This window comes from Pedobacter superstes, from assembly GCF_037622515.1.
Classification (GTDB): Bacteria; Bacteroidota; Bacteroidia; order Sphingobacteriales; family Sphingobacteriaceae; genus Paradesertivirga; species Paradesertivirga superstes.
In genome coordinates, this window is record NZ_JBBJCN010000003.1 from 429,393 (window position 1) to 446,664 (window position 17,272).

General features: G+C 40.6%; 13 protein-coding genes. 5 read left to right on the plus strand and 8 right to left on the minus strand.

The genetic code is table 11. The annotated features are described in order from the left end of the window. Positions 1–120: 120 nt before the first annotated feature. Both kduI and kduD read right to left on the minus strand, forming a co-directional pair. Entirely contained in the window at positions 121–957 is an 837-nt protein-coding gene (gene kduI, locus WG906_RS10620) for a 5-dehydro-4-deoxy-D-glucuronate isomerase (RefSeq protein ID WP_339992573.1), read from the minus strand. A 30-nt stretch (positions 958–987) separates the two neighbouring features. Next, a complete protein-coding gene (kduD, locus tag WG906_RS10625; protein ID WP_339992574.1) occupies positions 988–1,761 on the minus strand; it encodes a 2-dehydro-3-deoxy-D-gluconate 5-dehydrogenase KduD in 774 nt (257 codons plus the stop codon). Between the two features lie 206 nt (positions 1,762–1,967). Here kduD and WG906_RS10630 point away from each other — a divergent pair, with 206 nt between their 5' ends. Then, positions 1,968–2,756, plus strand: a complete 789-nt coding sequence (locus WG906_RS10630) for a gluconate 5-dehydrogenase (protein ID WP_339992575.1) — start codon at positions 1,968–1,970, stop codon at positions 2,754–2,756. A gap of 55 nt (positions 2,757–2,811) precedes the next feature. Here the strand turns inward: WG906_RS10630 and WG906_RS10635 are convergent, their stop codons facing one another. The 5 genes from WG906_RS10635 to WG906_RS10655 all read right to left on the minus strand — a co-directional run bounded on the left by WG906_RS10635 (position 2,812) and on the right by WG906_RS10655 (position 12,051). Beyond that, positions 2,812–4,161 (minus strand): pectate lyase family protein, encoded by a 1,350-nt coding sequence (locus WG906_RS10635; protein ID WP_339992576.1) that lies wholly within the window; start codon positions 4,159–4,161, stop codon positions 2,812–2,814. Between the two features lie 132 nt (positions 4,162–4,293). Then, the gene (locus tag WG906_RS10640) at positions 4,294–5,307 is read right to left on the minus strand and encodes a pectinesterase family protein (protein ID WP_339992577.1); all 1,014 of its coding nucleotides are present in this window, start codon (positions 5,305–5,307) and stop codon (positions 4,294–4,296) included. A 5-nt stretch (positions 5,308–5,312) separates the two neighbouring features. Further along, positions 5,313–6,698, minus strand: coding sequence for a pectate lyase family protein (locus WG906_RS10645; RefSeq protein ID WP_339992578.1), 1,386 nt, complete (start codon positions 6,696–6,698; stop codon positions 5,313–5,315). Positions 6,699–7,034: 336 nt separating this feature from the next. Beyond that, entirely contained in the window at positions 7,035–8,840 is a 1,806-nt protein-coding gene (locus tag WG906_RS10650; protein WP_339992579.1) for a RagB/SusD family nutrient uptake outer membrane protein, read from the minus strand. Positions 8,841–8,850: 10 nt separating this feature from the next. Further along, positions 8,851–12,051, minus strand: coding sequence for a SusC/RagA family TonB-linked outer membrane protein (locus tag WG906_RS10655; protein ID WP_339992580.1), 3,201 nt, complete (start codon positions 12,049–12,051; stop codon positions 8,851–8,853). Positions 12,052–12,277: 226 nt separating this feature from the next. On the opposite strand from WG906_RS10655, the gene WG906_RS10660 reads away from it, so the two are divergent. Both WG906_RS10660 and WG906_RS10665 read left to right on the plus strand, forming a co-directional pair. Then, positions 12,278–13,306: a LacI family DNA-binding transcriptional regulator gene (locus WG906_RS10660; RefSeq protein WP_339992581.1), complete on the plus strand. Its 1,029-nt coding sequence runs from the start codon at positions 12,278–12,280 to the stop codon at positions 13,304–13,306. A 202-nt stretch (positions 13,307–13,508) separates the two neighbouring features. Further along, positions 13,509–13,682 carry a hypothetical protein gene (locus tag WG906_RS10665; protein ID WP_339992582.1) on the plus strand — a complete coding sequence of 58 codons (174 nt, stop codon included), beginning with the start codon at positions 13,509–13,511 and terminating at the stop codon, positions 13,680–13,682. A 2-nt stretch (positions 13,683–13,684) separates the two neighbouring features. On the opposite strand, the gene WG906_RS10670 is transcribed toward WG906_RS10665, so the two are convergent. After that, positions 13,685–15,085, minus strand: a complete 1,401-nt coding sequence (locus tag WG906_RS10670; RefSeq protein WP_339992583.1) for an MBL fold metallo-hydrolase RNA specificity domain-containing protein — start codon at positions 15,083–15,085, stop codon at positions 13,685–13,687. Positions 15,086–15,207: 122 nt separating this feature from the next. Between WG906_RS10670 and WG906_RS10675 the strand changes: the two genes are divergently transcribed. Continuing rightward, entirely contained in the window at positions 15,208–15,579 is a 372-nt protein-coding gene (locus WG906_RS10675; RefSeq protein ID WP_339992584.1) for a BlaI/MecI/CopY family transcriptional regulator, read from the plus strand. 1 nt (position 15,580) lies between these two features. Beyond that, a complete protein-coding gene (locus tag WG906_RS10680) occupies positions 15,581–17,263 on the plus strand; it encodes an energy transducer TonB (RefSeq protein ID WP_339992585.1) in 1,683 nt (560 codons plus the stop codon). Positions 17,264–17,272 lie beyond the last annotated feature (9 nt).

Sequence of the window (17,272 nt, forward strand, 5' to 3'; positions counted from 1 at the left end):
CGGGAACGATTGCATAGCCCTCTTGTTACATTAGCTGATTGCCTCTCTATCGCTTAATAAAAAACATAAAAAAAGAGGCTATCCCTGAAGAAGCCTCTTTTATGCTTTTGTGTTTAAGTACTATCTCAAATCTCTCATGGCTACTCCATCCATATCAGAGTACACCAGATTCTCGCCACTCATCGACCAGATGAAGCCATAATTTGCAGTTCCACCACCAGAATGAATTGACCATGGCGGTGATATAACCGCCTGATGATTGTGCATAATAACATGACGTGTCTCTTGTGGCTGGCCCATCATATGAAACACGATCTGGTTTTCCGGAACATCGAAGTAGAAATATATTTCACTTCTTCTGTCGTGCACATGAGATGGCATAGTATTCCATACACTTCCTTCATGTAAAACTGTTAATCCCATTACCAACTGGCAGCTTTTGGCGCCTTCAAGGTGAATATACTTGTAAATAGTACGCTCGTTGGCAGTTGCTTTACTCCCGATTGTGGTAGGAAATGCGTCTTCTTTTTTAACCAACTGTACCGGATATTCCTTGTGCGCAGGCACAGAGTACATGTAGAACTTTGCCGGGTTATCAGCCGAAAGGCTTTTAAATATTACAGACTTAGACCCTTTACCGATGTATAGAGCATCTAGTTTGCTAACTTTGTTGCTGGCACCATCTACTGTAATCTCACCGTCTCCGCCCACGTTAATTATTCCAAGCTCGCGTCTCTCAAGAAAATAATCGGCTCTTAAATTATCGTAAGTTGGAAGCTCATGTTCTTTAGCGACAGGTACAATAGTTCCGACAATCGCTCTGTCGTAGTGAGAATAGGTGAAGTTAAACTGATCATCCTGCATCAAATCATCCACCAGAAAATTCTCTCTGATCTCCGCTGTATTTAAACCTGCCACCTCTTTTGGACTCTGGGCGTATCGTTGATTCATTACCATATCTTATTCTTTTAAATTTTTCAATTAAAATTAGCGTCCCATCCAACCACCGTCAACGGTTAAAATAGTTCCGCTTACATAATCTGAAGCTTTAGAGGCAAGAAAAACCACTGGCCCTTTAAAGTCTTCTGTTTCACCCCAGCGGTTTGCAGGTATTCTGCTCAAGATTGATTGACTCCGCTCAGGATCTGCTCTTAAAGCCTCTGTATTATCAGTAGAGATATACCCTGGAGCAATTGCATTAACATTTACGCCTTTTGAAGCCCATTCATTCGCAAAGGCTTTTACTAAACTTCCTATTGCGCCTTTACTTGCGGCATACCCCGGCACATTTATTCCGCCCTGGAAAGTTAACAGCGACGCGGTGAAAATAATCTTACCGGATCCCTGAGATACCATGCGTGCCCCAATCTCACGAGTGATGATAAATTGACTATTCAGATTAATATCAATAACCTTATACCAAGCTTCGTCCGGATGCTCTGCCGCAGGCGCACGCATTATAGTACCTGCGTTGTTAACCAAAATATCTATCCTTTCGTTTTCAGCGAGTACCTTTTCAAGGAAGTTTTTTACTGAATCCCTATCACTGAAATCGCACTGGTAAGCTTTAAACTTTCTTCCGATCTTATTAATATCTTTTTCGGTCTCACTTCCGCTTAACGCGATTGATGAAGAGACTCCGATAATGTCAGCGCCTGCCTCTGCCAGTGCTTCTGCCATTGCCTTTCCAATTCCCCGGTTACAGCCGGTCACTAAAGCTACCTTGCCCTGTAAACTAAATAAAGATTGATTATTACCCATAAATGTAATTAGCGATTCAAATTCGGCGCAAATTACAGTTTATAGATAAGATTTTAAATAAACCCGGAATATTTACTGCTGAAAAGGGCTTTTCGCAAAAATACTGATTAGAAACTCGCGCACCAATGACGCAGATCATCTACTTTCTAACCGCACATCCTTAAGATTGCTGAGGAATACTGTAATTCCAGATTAAGCAAGGATATATGTCACTTTCACTTTTTGATTTAACAGGTAAAAATGCCCTGATAACAGGTGCCACACATGGATTAGGAATGTCGATGGCTACAGGATTGGCACGTTCAGGTGCACAGATTATCATAAACGATATCTCTGAAGAAAAACTAAATACCGCCATTGAGGAATATGCCAATAACGGTATTAAAGCTTATGGCTACCTTTTCGACGTAACTAACGAAGAGGCTGTTAAAGAAAATATTGCTAAAATAGAAGTAGAAGTTGGGCCTATTGATATACTGGTTAATAACGCGGGCATCATAAAACGTATTCCGGCTTTAGATATGGAGGTCTCTGACTGGGAGCAAGTGTTGCGAATCGATCTTACTGGGCCGTTTATTATGTCTAAACAAGTGGGCAAGTTTATGGTGCAACGTAAATCTGGCAAAATAATTAACATTTGCTCGATGATGAGTGAGGTCGGTCGTGAAACGGTAAGTGCTTATGCTGCGGCAAAGGGCGGGTTAAAAATGCTGACCAAAAATCTGGCTACAGAATGGGCAAAATTTAACATCCAGGTTAACGGTATTGGACCGGGTTATTTCGCGACAACGCAAACTGCACCAATCCGGGTAAATGGACATCCATTTAACGATTTTATTATCAGTCGTACCCCTGCCGCAAGATGGGGTAACCCTGAAGATTTGCAAGGGGCCACCATATTCCTTTCTTCAAAAGCATCAGACTTTGTGAGCGGACATATTTTATACGTGGACGGAGGAATTCTTGCAACGCTGGGGAAAGCTGCAAATGAGTAGTAGAGAAGAAGTTCCTAATCAATTTGATTGCTTAGGAACTTCTTCTTTTACATTGTTACTTAATCAGGCTGTTTAAGTAAATTTCTATATTGGTATAGAAACTTTTAGCCTGCATCTTCCTTGAATCGGAGGGATCGTCAGGACTTAAGCCGTTCTTTCTTTCCCAAACATCGGCGATCCCGTCTTTGTCAGAGTCGGCAGGAGCAGGTGCTGACTTCAATTCCGGCCAGCCACCAACGTCATTCTGAGAATCAATAATTCCATTATTCGCCTTACCCGAAACAGATACACCATTTCTTACTTCCTGTGTAACGCGAGAATCTACAATATCCCTCCTGAAGCTTGCGCCTGCGTATTGCAATACCAAATCATAAGCTTTTTGAGCCGTATGCTGTATGATGTCAGCTACCTTAAAAGGAGAATCCTGTTTAACAGAATCCAGATGCTGCGCATCGACACCTCCACTCCAGTTGTCTTTGCTGACTGCCGGATTTCCACTTATGACATTATCGGCGATATAAAACTTTCCATAAGGCCGGTAAGGTTCGACAAGACGGTTCTTCTTATTCGCTTCAGTTGCCCGGCCGGGTCTGAAATAATTGGCAACAATGTTATACCGTCCCTTTTCACCTCCGTAGATGTTGTTATTCGCCCAGTTATAAATAACATTATTGCGAAAGTCGACCAGTTCATCTGCAGAATTAGGCGTACTGCTGGAGCCACTAAAACGAGGCATTCTGCTATTATGACTTGCTATTAAGTTATGATGAAATGAAGCTCCCCGTCCTCCCCAGATTCCTCCATAGCCATGATCTCCCTTCTCATGGACAGAATGGTTCAAACTCTCTGATATGATGCACCACTGCAACGTAAAATCTTTGTTATTGTAAAAAGAAGCACATTCATCAGTTGCCCAACTCATTGAACAATGATCTATCATTACATTACTCACACCTTTTATTCCGCCGAATGCATCTCCCTGAAATTTTGATTCATCACCCAGACGGAAACGTATGTAACGAATAATCACATTATCGGCCTTAATATTTAACGGGTAGTTTTTTAATGTAATACCTTCACCGGGTGCAGACTGCCCTGCAATGGTTATATCCGGATTGTTAATATCCAATTGAGATTGCAAAGCTATTGTTCCTGATATCGTAAAAATGAGTGTCCTCGGCCCCTTAGCCTGAATTGCTTTTCTTAGGCTTCCCTCACCGTTATCATTAAGGTTTGATACTAATAAAACATCCCCTCCCCGACCTCCGGTGGTATATTTTCCAAAGCCTTCTGCTCCGGGGAAGGCAATGGCTTCTCTGCTATCCTGACCCGCTTTAGATTGTACCATTTGAGACGCACAGGAAGTACAAATACCTATTAGTAATAAAAGGAAGATTTTATTCATTGTGTGTAATTTTTATTGCCCAGATAGTAAAAATAAATTCGTAATATTTAAAACGCACTCCTACGCAATATTGACTTATTAAACACAAAATGGTATATCACACCTCGCATAAATCAAATCGCTTATCGTTTATTAAAAAGGCTTCCAGGCTCCTAATATTTTAGCAACTGTATAATCCTGCGCCTGAAGCTTTGTTAGCTGGTTCGACCATTTTTGTCTTTTTCCAGGCTTATAACCTTCACCGGTGCTATTATATTCTGCATAAAAAGCCGTCGTTTCATTAGCGGAATTGTTCCAGTTGTTCCATCCTTCGGACCTGATGTGCTTGCCCATTTCACAATCGATATACACCACATTGGCATAAGGGCGCCACGGTCTTCCTAAATAAACAGATGCATCGTTTGCTATACCTGTTAACTTACAGTTGAGATAAACATATCCGTACTTTTTACCCTGAGGTGTAGAAGCAGCAGTAACATATCCACCTTTAAGACTATGTATTGTGCAACTCTCAAATACTGCTGTAGAACCTCCGAACATAAAATCTACGGTTCCGGCAATGTGACAATTTTTTAAATATTGAGTAGTGTTAACTGCAGCGTAATAGGTATCCTGGTTTCCTAAAAACTTACAATTTCTAAAAGCAGCAAGGTCTGCCTGTATACTTATAGCTAAAGCCTGGCCGGCATTAATTCCGGCAGAATTTTCAAATGTCAAATTCTCCGCTTTAAAATTTGTTGCTTTAATAAATACAGATGAGGATCTCGAGGTACCATACGCTACTCCATTGGGGTCAAGTTTGGATGAGAAATTATCATATGTCAGAATTGTTTTATCAGCACTTTCTCCTCTAAAATAAATAAAAGTTTTATTCCTGGGAATGGTAACTACCTCTTTATATACTCCCTCTTTAATGTAAATTAGGTAATAAGCAGAAAGGCCTGATGGCGCAGCATCTACAGCTGCCTGAATTGTTTTAAAATCTCCCGATCCATCAGCAGCCACTACTTTGTCTGGTTTTACACTTAACGCCTCGATTGCCGGATTTAAACCCGCTAAGGGCTTACTATTACTTGTTTTACAGAAAGAAAACGCTATCAGCGTAAAAGATAACAGCAGGCACCTCTTTATTAATTTAAAAATCATTCCCGTTAAAATTTAGTCAGGCTATTCAAATACACCTCAATATTTGTATATTCTTTACTCAAAGAATATCCTGAGGAGTCATTTTTCGACAAATTCAGATGACGCAATTTTTCCCACTTATCGGGCATACCATCTTTGTCAGTATCAATTGGGGCAGGACCTGATTTTAGCGACGGCCATGCATTTACAGTTTTGGCATATTCTGTTCCATGAGGAAATCCACCCTGTACATCAATAAATCTACCTGTCCGACTTTTCACATCCTTGATTATTCGCTGATCAAGAGTGTCACGTTTAAAGCTGGCGCCCGAATATTGTAAAACATTTTCGTAAGCTTCAGCTGCGGATTGGATAGCTATGCTTTCCGACGGAAACGCCTGCATAAGTTTCGCTTTCTCAGCATCCTCTTTAGTGCCTTTTTCCATGATCACCCCTCCCCAGTTGTCTTTGCTTACACCTGGAGATCCGTCAACATAATTTCCGTTGATATAAAATTTCCCAAAAGGAATTTTATCCGTTTTGTATGGATTGGCGATTCGGTTCAACACATTTTTATTCGTCGACGGACCGAATCTATAATAATTGTTTACAATGTTATAATTACCTCCTTCGCCTGCATAAACGTTGTTAGAGCCCCAGTTATAGATTACATTATTTCGGAAATCTACATTCTCAGAAGAGCTGTTTCGAATTCCGTCAAAACGCGGTGTCCTGCTGTTGCAATGCGCGAACAGATTATGATGCGCGGAAAGATGTTTTCCGCCCCAAATTCCACCGAAACCGTGATGCTCAAAATCTTTATCACCAGTTTCAAAATGATAGGAATAATTTAAGGGTTCTGAAATTAAATTCCATTGAACTGAGGTGCTGTCTCCGGCATAGATTGAAAAGACCTCATCTGTACTCCAGCTTATACTGCAATGGTCAATAATGATATTTTTCCGGCGTGTGCCACTTAAGGCATCGTCCGAGCCAGCCCCGTTTACCATACCCTTATTCTGATACCTGTCACCCATACGAAATCGTAAATAACGCACGATAATATTGTTCCCGGATATGCTAACGGGATAATCTGCCAGGCATATCCCATCTCCAGGGGCAGTCTGCCCCGCAATTGTTACATCTCCCTTAATAGATAGCGGAGAAATTAAATGAATGGTCCCCGAAACAGCAAAAACAATTACCCGCGGCCCTGAAAAGCCTACCGCTGCCCGAAGACTGCCTTCACCTGCATCATTAAGATTTGAAACTGTAATCACTTTACCACCCCTACCGCCGGTTGTGAATTTGCCGAATCCTTCAGCCCCGGGGAATGCGATTGTTTGTGCGTTTACCAAACCTAAAGTCCCGGCGATGGTTATTAAACCTATTAAAGTTATTAGCTTAAACATATATCTGAATTTCTAAAAATAAAAAAGACATGGCTTTAATGCCACCCCATTAATGATTGTTTGATGGAAGATTACAACCTGTTGAAAATTGATCCCTTCGAATAATTGGTATATTTAGTATTAACAAGTGTACGTTGTTTTTATCAATTGTGCCAACGATGGCGGACAAAAAACTGTGCAATCGTTCCCGATGCTATTGACCCATTTAAATTGCTGCCATTTTAAAATAAAACAGGGAAATTATATGGCGAAACATCCAAGAATTTCACTAATCGAATCTGAATAAGACCCTATAACAATGCTTAATATCAGCCCTGTTATAAGGTCTTTTAATAATTAATATCCGGGATTTTGTTGAAGTTTCCCTCCATAAGAATTAAACACAGAGGAAGGATAGGGAAACAGCTCGCTTTTGTTTGCTACAAAGAAACGAGCAATACCATCTTTTAACGGAATACCAGTATCAGTGGTTGCCCCGCCAACCGGATTGAGATGTAATCTCCAGTCAGTGCGTGTCCAACCGGTAGTAGGATTAGGAACTGCTGTAGTATAATAAGGATTCGGACTAAAAAACTGAAGCTCCTCTCCATTCATTCTCCAGTAAATTGATGCAGGAACATTTGCGTAAGGACCTGCATTTTCAAATATCTGCTGAATTTTCACTCTTGTCTCGGCTATCTTCGTGGCAAGCAGATTCCACCGTATTAAATCATATTTACGAATTGCTTCTCCCCCAAATTCAAGATAGCGCTCGTTAACAATGGCATCAAAAAAAGCACTTTTACTAAGTGGTGTAATTCCAATACTGGCTTCATTTCCCTTAAATGCTCTTTTTCTTACTTCTTCAAAAGCTAATATCGCTGCAGGAGTCGGGCCATTATTAATTTCATTTTCAGCCTCAGCAAACATTAACAGCACATCAGAAAAACGAATTATTACCCAATTGAAACCGAGATTTAAAGGAGAGCCTCCTAAGATGGGATTACGCCAGTCTCTCCTGTACTTACCGTCGGTAAGCTCACCTAATCTTCGTAAAGTTTTCTGATTATTAGCGTTGATTGCATAAGTAGGAACAGAAACGTCCCGACGTGTATCCAAAGGACTAAAAGCATAAAAATAATTAGGCAAAGCCAATACCCCACCTCCCCCTCCCCCATATCTGGAAGATCCATTGATGCTTGGGCCATTATATTGTCCCATCCGGCTATCAGAATTTGCATTTCCACCTCCTGCCCCTACTTCAAACATTATTTCGTAGGCAGGGTCGGGAGTAAAAGCGGCCACGTATCTTTTCCATACATCTTCAAAGGTAGCGTTGAGCGTATGCTGATCACGTCTCGCAATAAGCTCGGCACATTCATCCCGGGCAATTGTATAGTACTTTAAATAATCAGCCCTCCGTTCCATTAACTTGGTGTCGGTACGTAATGAATATCCACCACGAAATAAGGCAATTCTTGCCCGAAGAGCCTTTACGGCACCTTTGGTGATCCTTTCATTTCTGGCGACGTCTGTCCTCCATGGCACCAGGTCTTTGGCCAGTTCAAGATCGGCCAGGATATGATCATAGGTAGAATCACGGTTAGCATTTCTAATAAACAAATCAGTTTGTTTGTAAGAAGGTATAAAAGGCGCCGGAACATCTCCCCAGTGACGAATCAACTCAAATAAATATTGCGCTCTAAGCGTAAGAACCTCACCATATAATCGCCTTAATAAAACTTTCTCCGCTTCGGGCCCGCTCGTATATTGCGGCATTAAGGGTATCTGCTCAATACATAAATTCGATTTCTCAAGCCCTCGATAAAGGGCATTAAAAGGGTTCAGTAATTCTGCATTATCAATCTGCAGCTGATATCGGCCAATTCCTCTTCGTCCATTATCTATCGCTCCGCTAACCATTCCCTCATCAGAATCATAGGGATAATAAAGATTAATACGGATACCGTAGCTAGCATCTCCCATCAGTTCATCATATGCTCCCAATACAGAAGTTGTGGCATTAGATACATCCGAGAAACCTTGTGATACAGTAAATTGAGATACTCCCTCAACCTCCAGGAGTTTTTTACATCCGGAACCGGAGCAGATTATAGCAACCGCCACACTTAGTCGTATTGCAAAAAATAGTATCGTTTTCATGCTTGATGTTTTAAAATGAAATATTAGTGCCAAATACAAAAGTCCGTGCACGCGGATAACCCGCAAAATCAACCCCCTGGGTTAATGGATCTGACCTCCGGGTACTCACCTCAGGATCAAAGCCACTGTAATTGGTCAATGTTGCAAGATTATTTACAGTCGCATAAAAGCGGATACTCGACATTCCAGCCTTTTGACTCAGCTGTTTAGGAAAAGTATATCCGAGTGTTACGTTATTGACACGAAGAAAAGACCCATCTTCAATTGCCCAGGAATGCAGGTAGTACCGCTGGTTATTAACCGGTCTCCATATTTGCGCATTTGCATTTAATGCAGTTAGTTCGGCAGGATCAGTTACCACGATTCCGGCGCTGTTCACAGTTCGCCAACGATTTTGCATAATATTCAGCATATTCAGGTTAAGAAAGCTCCCGTCAGTCTGTTCTATCTTATTGGCATTATAAATATCATTGCCGTATACAAAATTGATAAATACGCTCATGTCAAAATTCTTGTAGCTCAACTGGTTGTTCCATCCACCAGAAAACTTGGCATTTGCGTTCCCGATCACCTGCCTGTCACCTGCAAGAGTTACCAGTCCGTCATTATCTAAATCTCTTAACTTAAGCGAGCCCGGCTGCGGATTTCCGAAAATTGAAGAGTTATTAGGCACCCCTGTTTTTAGAGTATAAGTGGCCGTGGTTGCGTTATAATTGAAATCATCTACCTTGTAAAATCCGTCTGACACAAATCCATACATCTGTCCGACAGGTTTTCCTACTTCAACCAGAAAATCATCAGCGCCATCCGATCCCTGCCAGCCCGCGCTTCGTGTTTGGGAAGTTATCGTACCCAGATTATCTACCCGGTTTCGGTTAAAAGCTATATTAAAATTCGTTGACCAGTTAAGTGCTTTACTCCGCAAAGGCGTAGCGTTTATCTGAAACTCTACCCCCCGGTTGGAAGTAGATCCAATATTTTGCTGCTGAAAAGTGTAACCGGTCGTCGAAGGAATGGCCGCCTGAAGTAGAAGTTCCTTTCCTTTATTAAAATAAACATCGGCAGTAAACTGTATTCTGTCACTGAATAAAGACAAGTCCAGTCCCGCATTTTGCGATATCGTCTTTTCCCATTTAAGGTCAGGGTTTGCCAGAGAGGACGGTGTAAATGCTGGCAGCGCGGTATGGTTCAAGGCATATAACCCGTTAGCAGCATATAATTGCTGATACAGGAGATCGCCTATTCGGTTATTTCCGGCTACACCATAGCCTATTCTAACTTTTGCATCATTAATAAATGATAAATTTTTCATGAAATTCTCACCTGCAAAACGGTAGGCGATTGTACCAGAAGGGAAAACAAGCAATCCTTTATCGTATGCAAATTTAGTTGAGCGGTCTGCACGTAACGCAAAAGTGCCCAGTAATTTTTTATCGAAAGCATAATTGACACGTCCGAAGAAAGAAAGAATCCGGTTCGGGGGAGCTTCAAATGAAGTGGGAAAAGGCTGTGATGCTCCTGCAGGCGGGGACCCCAGACTTAAATTGGCCAGGGCTTTTTCCGGACTTATATCCGATGGGTAATAACGGGTTTCAGCTGAGGTCAGTTTAGAAATTGTCTGGTAAAATTCCTGACCAATCAGAAAATCCAGATCATGAAGATTTCTTATCCCTTTTTTAACATATTGAAGCACGTTAGAGTTATTGAGCGTAGTTGTTTTAGTATTGCTGATAGAGGCCACCGGGAGGGCCGCGAAATTTCTTGCTGTAGGAGTCAATTTGCTGAAAAAAAGCTCCTGGCGACCGGCAGCATTATCAAAACCTAATGTCGTTTTAAATGAAAGTCCTTCTAATATCTGTAACGAAAGGTAACCACTAATGTTGGTTGCACTGCTGGGAGCATTTCGATATTCGGCCTGTGTTAAAATAACAGGGTTCTGTATCTGATTGGAATTCAAATAGTAATCTTCATCAAACTCATCCACAGCCGGCCTTGTAGGAAGCTCAAATGGTCTATAGATGATGCTGTGGCGTAAGCGGTTAGTGGTTCGTGTGCCGCTGGCTGTGGTACCCGCACCCCTGACTTTCTGATCAGAATAACGGGCTGTTAAACCAATTCTGAATTTATCGGACGCTGTATGATCGAACTTAAAGTTTGTAAGATATCGCCTGAATCCCGATTGAAGCAATATTCCTTCTTCATCATTCGCTGTAGCGCTAAAGTTAAAGGTCGTTTTATCACTTCCTCCGCTTACCACAAAATTATGATTCTGATAAAAAGCCTGTCTGCCAAATACCCTGTCTTGCCAGTTGATGGCAGGAGTATTCCGATACACATTTAATGTATCCCAGGTAGAGCCATAATTTCTTGCAAAATTATCTCTATCGGTCTGGCTACCTCTTGAGCGTTCGTATTGCCAAACTATGAATTCATAAGGACTCAGAACATCCATCGTTTTAGATATTCCCCGGAATCCTGCGGATCCATTATAGGATACTATAGTTTTTCCTGCTTTACCTCCCTTTGTAGTGATAAGTACGACACCATTGGCTCCGCGAGCTCCATAAATTGCGGTAGTAGAAGCATCTTTCAAAACATCTACAGAAGCAATATCCTGCGGTGAAATTACTGAAAGAGCATTTTCAATCTGTATACCATCCACAATATAAATTGGCGAATTATCCTGGGTTATTGATCCGCCTCCCCTTACCCGTATTTGAACTTCAGCTCCGGGAGATCCCTCGGTTGTTGTTACTTGTACACCGGCAAGCTTTCCGGTTAATGCTTCCGCCGCCGAAGACAGGGGAATGTCTTTTAATTGTTTTGCCCCTACCGAGGAAACCGAACCTGTTAAATCGCGTCGCTGTACGGTAGAATAGCCAACAGCAACAACTTCACTTAACATCGTCGCATCTGGTTCCATCGAAATAGTTACCTGATTTGTATTTGCTGTTACGCTAATACGCTGTTCTTTGTAACCCAGATATTTTACTACTAAAGTAACATCTCCGGGGGCGGAAACCGCCAGGCTGAAATTACCATTCACATCTGTTATCGCACCTTGGGTTGCACCTGCGATATTGACACTGGCACCGATAAGCGGTTGTCCATCGGCTTTATCAAGCACCTTTCCGGAAATTTGTCGTTGCTGAGCCTGCACTGAAAACAGTACCGTTAACAATGCAGAAAAGATTAGTAAAGCTTTTCTCATCTTCTTAAGATTTTAAAGACAATAGGTAGAGGAGACAATACATTTTAGAGATGTAATCAGCCTCTTTATATTTTGAATAATTGGTTATATAATTCTATATTAATTTACGCCTTTTTGTTTAAAATTCCAAAAATGACTTAAAAATGTGACCCGGTGTAAACCTATCAAACCATGGTAAACGTGTATTTTTTTACTACTTTAGAAAAATCATTGTCGCTATATACAAATGAGGTTTGAAACTACAACCATAAAAGATATCGCAAAAGCACTTGGTCTGTCTACTTCAACCGTTTCAAGGGCATTACGCGGCGGGTACGAAATAAGTGAAGAAACAAAGCGTATTGTATTAGACTATGCTGAAAAAATAAATTATCGCCCTAATCCAATTGCGTTAAGCTTAAAAGAAAGACGAAGTCATTCTATTGGCGTAGTAGTTTGCGAGATTGCGAATAATTTTTTTTCGCAGGCCATCAACGGAATAGAATCGATTGCCTATAATTCCGGCTATCACGTTATCATAACTCAAAGCAACGAGAATTACGAACGAGAAGTGCTGAATGTTGAACACCTGGCTTCAAGATCTGTTGATGGCCTTCTGATCTCCCTCTCTTCAGAAACTCCGGATACATCGTACCTCAAAAAATTACATGATAAAGGATTGCCCATAGTGTTATTTGACAGGGTAAGTGAAGAAATTGAAACTCACAAAGTAATTGCAAACAATTATCAGGGAGCATTTGATGCAACTGAGTATCTGATTAAGGCAGGTCACCGAAAAATTGCCCATTTTACCAATGCTGCCCATCTTTCAATAACCAGGGAAAGGCTCTCCGGGTATAAAGCAGCCCTCAAAAAACATAATATTGACTATAACGAATCCTACGTTAAATCCTGCAGTCACGGCGGGATGATTCAAAATGAGCTCGACGAAGTGGTTAAAGAAATTCTGTCGTTAAATGACAGGCCCGAAGCTATTTTTATTGCTCAGGATAAGTTAACTACAGGAGCTTTAATAGCAATCAAAAAGCTTGATCCCGAATATGCTTCAGAAATCGCGATTTCGGGATTCACAAATTCCAATGTAGTCGAACTTTTTACTCCTTCTATTACCGCAGTAAGGCAGCCGGCCTTTGAGATGGGTCAATTGGCGACCCAACTTTTGATTCAGCTGATTGAAAGCAAATATCCGGTTACAGAATTTGAAACTAAAATACTCAACACACAACTTATGCTTAATAGTTCCTCCGGTATATAAAAAGTGTAAATTATGCTGCCTTTCTCCATCCCCTCGGCATCAAACCGAAAAATCAAATACCCCGGGTATAGCCTAATCTTAAAATCTCTCAATCCGTTTAACCACCCAAAACCACCTGTTCATCTAGAACTATCCCCTCTTAGTCTAATTAATTTTTTGACCTGATAAACTTGTAGTTTATTTGATATTCAATATTACCGACATGAAAAAATCTGGCACCCCGGGGGTATCACCATTTATTATATTGCTGATCCCTGCGCTAATTATAATCGGACTTTCGAGTACAGGCACAAGCGACATTGAGACTGAAAAACAACAGGCCAGTATTCACTTTCAACTTCCTTCATTAAAAGGAATGATCAAGTCGATGTTTTAAAGCTATAGTTGTTCACTATCGTGTTGTTTCGGAATAATTACATTTGAAAAACCTGCGGCAATTAATTTCTGCCTGAAATTCGTCTGGACATTATATTCGCCATGCACAAGAAATATTGTTTTAAGATCATTTGGATCCTGGCAGGATAAAAACCTTAATAAGTCTTCGTAATCTCCATGTGCACTCATAGATTTAATTTCCCTCACCTCGGCCCTTACATCAAAATCATCAGCAAATATTCTTACAACCTTGCTGCCCGCAACCAGCTTTCCACCTAAGGAAGAGGGCTCGCAATATCCTACTATTAATATGGTGTTTTTTTCATTTCCGATATTGTTTTTAATATGATGTTTTACCCGCCCGGCTTCGGCCATGCCCGAAGATGAAATGATTACACAGGGCCGGGGGTCATTATTCAACTTTTTAGATTCTTCTACAGACTGTATAAATTTCAAGCCTTCGAAATGAAAAACGTCGTCATCCTGTTTCATTGTCTCCTTTACGCTTTTATTAAAAACATCAGGATGTTCTTTAAGCACATTGGTTGCTTTCTCAGACAAAGGGCTATCTACATAATAAGGAACATCAGGTAAACTCCCTTTCAGATGCAAGCCATTCAAAGCATATAATAATTCCTGTGTTCGTCCCACGCTAAAAGCAGGAATGATCACTTTGCCACCTTTTAATTTACAGGTTTGATGTATGATGTCCCGAATCTGGCCTTCTAAAGCGTCCAAATCTTTATGTAGGGAATCTCCATAAGTGGATTCTAAAAGGAGGTAATCTGCCTGAGGGAAATTTTGCGGATCTTTTAATAAAGGATCTCCGTAACGGCCCACATCTCCGCTGAAGGAAATTCTATGATATTTGCCCTCATCAAGAATCTTAAGATGTACAGCAGCGCTCCCTAAAATATGCCCGGCATCAGTAAACCTCAAACTTATCCGTGAATCAATCTCAAAATCTTCATCATAATCCACTATTTTAAACATGCGAAGGGCCTCCATTACATCGTTCTCTGTGTATAAAGGCTCCAGGAGTTCCAAGCCATCCCCTCTCCTGTGTTTATTGCTGTATTCGGCATCTTGTTCCTGTATTCTGGCAGAATCGTTAAGAAGTATGTGCGCGAGATCCATTGTAGGGGCGGTAGAAAATATTATCCCGTTAAATCCTTCTGCAACCATTCTTGGAATTAGTCCGCAATGATCAATGTGTGCATGAGATAAAATCAGGTAATCCACCTTATCGGGTCGAAAACCGAAATAGCCGTTTAAGCCATCTGTATTTTCACCCATTCCCTGGAACATCCCGCAATCAAGCAGTATCTGGGTTCCATTACTTAGTTCTATCAAGTGTTTGCTGCCTGTAACGGTTTGGGCAGCCCCGTGGAAGCTTATTCTCATTCTATAAATTAAGTTTAAACTCAACATAAAGTAGGGAATGAAAGTTTTAAAACAATAAACTAAATTAATAGTTGCAAAACTAATCAGTTAGTTATATATTTGAATTAGCAAAAGGAAGAGAAATGGAACTAAGAGAACTTACAAGGGCAGAAGAACAGATTATGCAGGTTTTATGGCAATTAGAAAAGGCTTTCGTAAAAGAAGTGATTGATATATTACCTGAGCCAAAACCCGCCTATAATACGGTTTCTACGATAATCAGGATATTAGAAACGAAAGGTTTTGTAGATCATGAGGCTTTTGGAAAAAGTCATCGCTACTTCCCGATTGTAAGTAAAGAACAATATAAAAGCTTCGCTACAGAAAAACTTCTAAGCGGATATTTCGGCAACTCTGTAGAAAGCATGTTTTCTTTCTTCGTGAAAAAGGAGAAGATTGATCTGAAAGAAGCCGACGAAATCTTAAAACTGATTAAAAACCTCAAAAATAAATGATATGAACTGGCCATCCTACCTTATCCAGGTTAACATTTACCTGGTTCTGTTTTATGCGTTTTATGCGGTGGTTTTAAAGAATGAAACTTTTTTTAAGTGGAACAGAATATTCCTTTTAAGTTCCGGAGTATTCTCTTTTCTGATACCTCTAATGCAATCGGAATGGGTAAAAAACTTATTTGTCAGCAAAGAAATTGAACAGATCACCCGGGCTACTTTAAGTCCGGTTGCTTTAAAGGAGGTACAACTTACCGCAGCAGTAAATCCGGACCTAAGCATGGGAGAATGGGTTTCCTTTGTATATCTTCTGGGAGTTATTATCTTCTTTAGCAGATTTCTCTGGCAGCTAAGCAAAGCATTTGGAAGCTTCCGTCAAGGAAGTCAGGCTCAATCCTTTTTCAAAAAAATTAAAGTATCTGAGGATCTTCCTTCCAGAGATTCTATTTTAAAACATGAAGGAGTTCATGCGTCACAATTTCATTCAGCCGATGTGATATTTTTTGAGCTCATTGCTATTCTCAACTGGTTTAATCCGGTGGTCTACGCCTATAAAAAATCTGTAAAGTATATTCATGAGTTTATTGCAGATGAAATAGCATCAGGCCACATGGGAAATTCTGATTATGCGCTTCTTTTAGTCAGCACTGTTTTCGGTATTCAAAAAGAACAATTGACCAATAATTTCTATAACCAATCATTCCTAAAAAAACGAATTATCATGCTACACAAAACCAAATCCAGGACAACAGCACTTTTAAAGTATGGCTTAACCGCGCCCTTATTTGCCGCAATGCTTGTATTTTCATCGGCGACAATAGTGCAAGAAAACGTTGATAGATTAGAACCGGCAAAGATTGTTACGCTGTCAGGAACTTTGCAGTCGATTAACACAGGTAACACTTCTTCTGAAAAATCCACTAATGTGGCTTTGGCCACCCTTCTTAAAGAGGTTAAAGGAGCAATGGCCGAGCAATTTAAGACCGTCTCAACTGATGATAGTAAAACAGCTGACACTTCACCTCCCAAATCCACTAATGCGGCTTTTGCCAGCCTCCATAAAGAGATTGAAGACTCAATGGAATTAATTTCAATGCCTGCTGAAGAGCAAAACCCGAAAGATACCTCGGGCGTTTATAATCAAGCCTCTGTTGAGTTAATGCCTGAGTATCCAGGCGGCGTTAACAAATTCTTACAATGGGTGGGCAGCAATTATAAATTTCCAAAAGCAGCCGCTGAAGCAGAAATTTCAGGAAGAATGATTGTGCAATTTGTTGTTGAAAAGGACGGCACATTGACAGACATTAAAGTTCCCAGGGACTTAGGTTTTGGAACAGGTGAAGCAGCTAAAAAATTATTAGCCCAATCTGCAAAATGGAAGCCAGGGGTTCAGAACGGAAAACCGGTTAGAGTTCAGTATACATTGCCTCTTATGCTTAGAGTTCCTAAAACTAGTGTCAACTCCACAGATAGTGTGATAATCATAACCAATCAAAGGAATTCTATTAACTCTCCAAACCCGCCTTTATTTATCTTAGAGGAGAAAGAAATAACTGCAGAACAAATGAAACAGATCAAGCCGGCCGACATAGAAGCCATACAGGTGCTAAAAGATAAAACGGCTACAGAAAAATACGGCGAAAAAGGCAAAAATGGAGTTGTAATAATTACGTTAAAAAAGAAATAACTATATCTA

Coding starts and splice junctions, on each gene's coding strand:
- kduI (WP_339992573.1), bottom strand. CDS start 957: ATGGTAATGAATCAACGATACGCCCAGAGTCCAAAAGAGGTGGCAGGT.
- kduD (WP_339992574.1), bottom strand. CDS start 1,761: ATGGGTAATAATCAATCTTTATTTAGTTTACAGGGCAAGGTAGCTTTA.
- WG906_RS10630 (WP_339992575.1), top strand. CDS start 1,968: ATGTCACTTTCACTTTTTGATTTAACAGGTAAAAATGCCCTGATAACA.
- WG906_RS10635 (WP_339992576.1), bottom strand. CDS start 4,161: ATGAATAAAATCTTCCTTTTATTACTAATAGGTATTTGTACTTCCTGT.
- WG906_RS10640 (WP_339992577.1), bottom strand. CDS start 5,307: ATGATTTTTAAATTAATAAAGAGGTGCCTGCTGTTATCTTTTACGCTG.
- WG906_RS10645 (WP_339992578.1), bottom strand. CDS start 6,698: ATGTTTAAGCTAATAACTTTAATAGGTTTAATAACCATCGCCGGGACT.
- WG906_RS10650 (WP_339992579.1), bottom strand. CDS start 8,840: ATGAAAACGATACTATTTTTTGCAATACGACTAAGTGTGGCGGTTGCT.
- WG906_RS10655 (WP_339992580.1), bottom strand. CDS start 12,051: ATGAGAAAAGCTTTACTAATCTTTTCTGCATTGTTAACGGTACTGTTT.
- WG906_RS10660 (WP_339992581.1), top strand. CDS start 12,278: ATGAGGTTTGAAACTACAACCATAAAAGATATCGCAAAAGCACTTGGT.
- WG906_RS10665 (WP_339992582.1), top strand. CDS start 13,509: ATGAAAAAATCTGGCACCCCGGGGGTATCACCATTTATTATATTGCTG.
- WG906_RS10670 (WP_339992583.1), bottom strand. CDS start 15,085: ATGAGAATAAGCTTCCACGGGGCTGCCCAAACCGTTACAGGCAGCAAA.
- WG906_RS10675 (WP_339992584.1), top strand. CDS start 15,208: ATGGAACTAAGAGAACTTACAAGGGCAGAAGAACAGATTATGCAGGTT.
- WG906_RS10680 (WP_339992585.1), top strand. CDS start 15,581: ATGAACTGGCCATCCTACCTTATCCAGGTTAACATTTACCTGGTTCTG.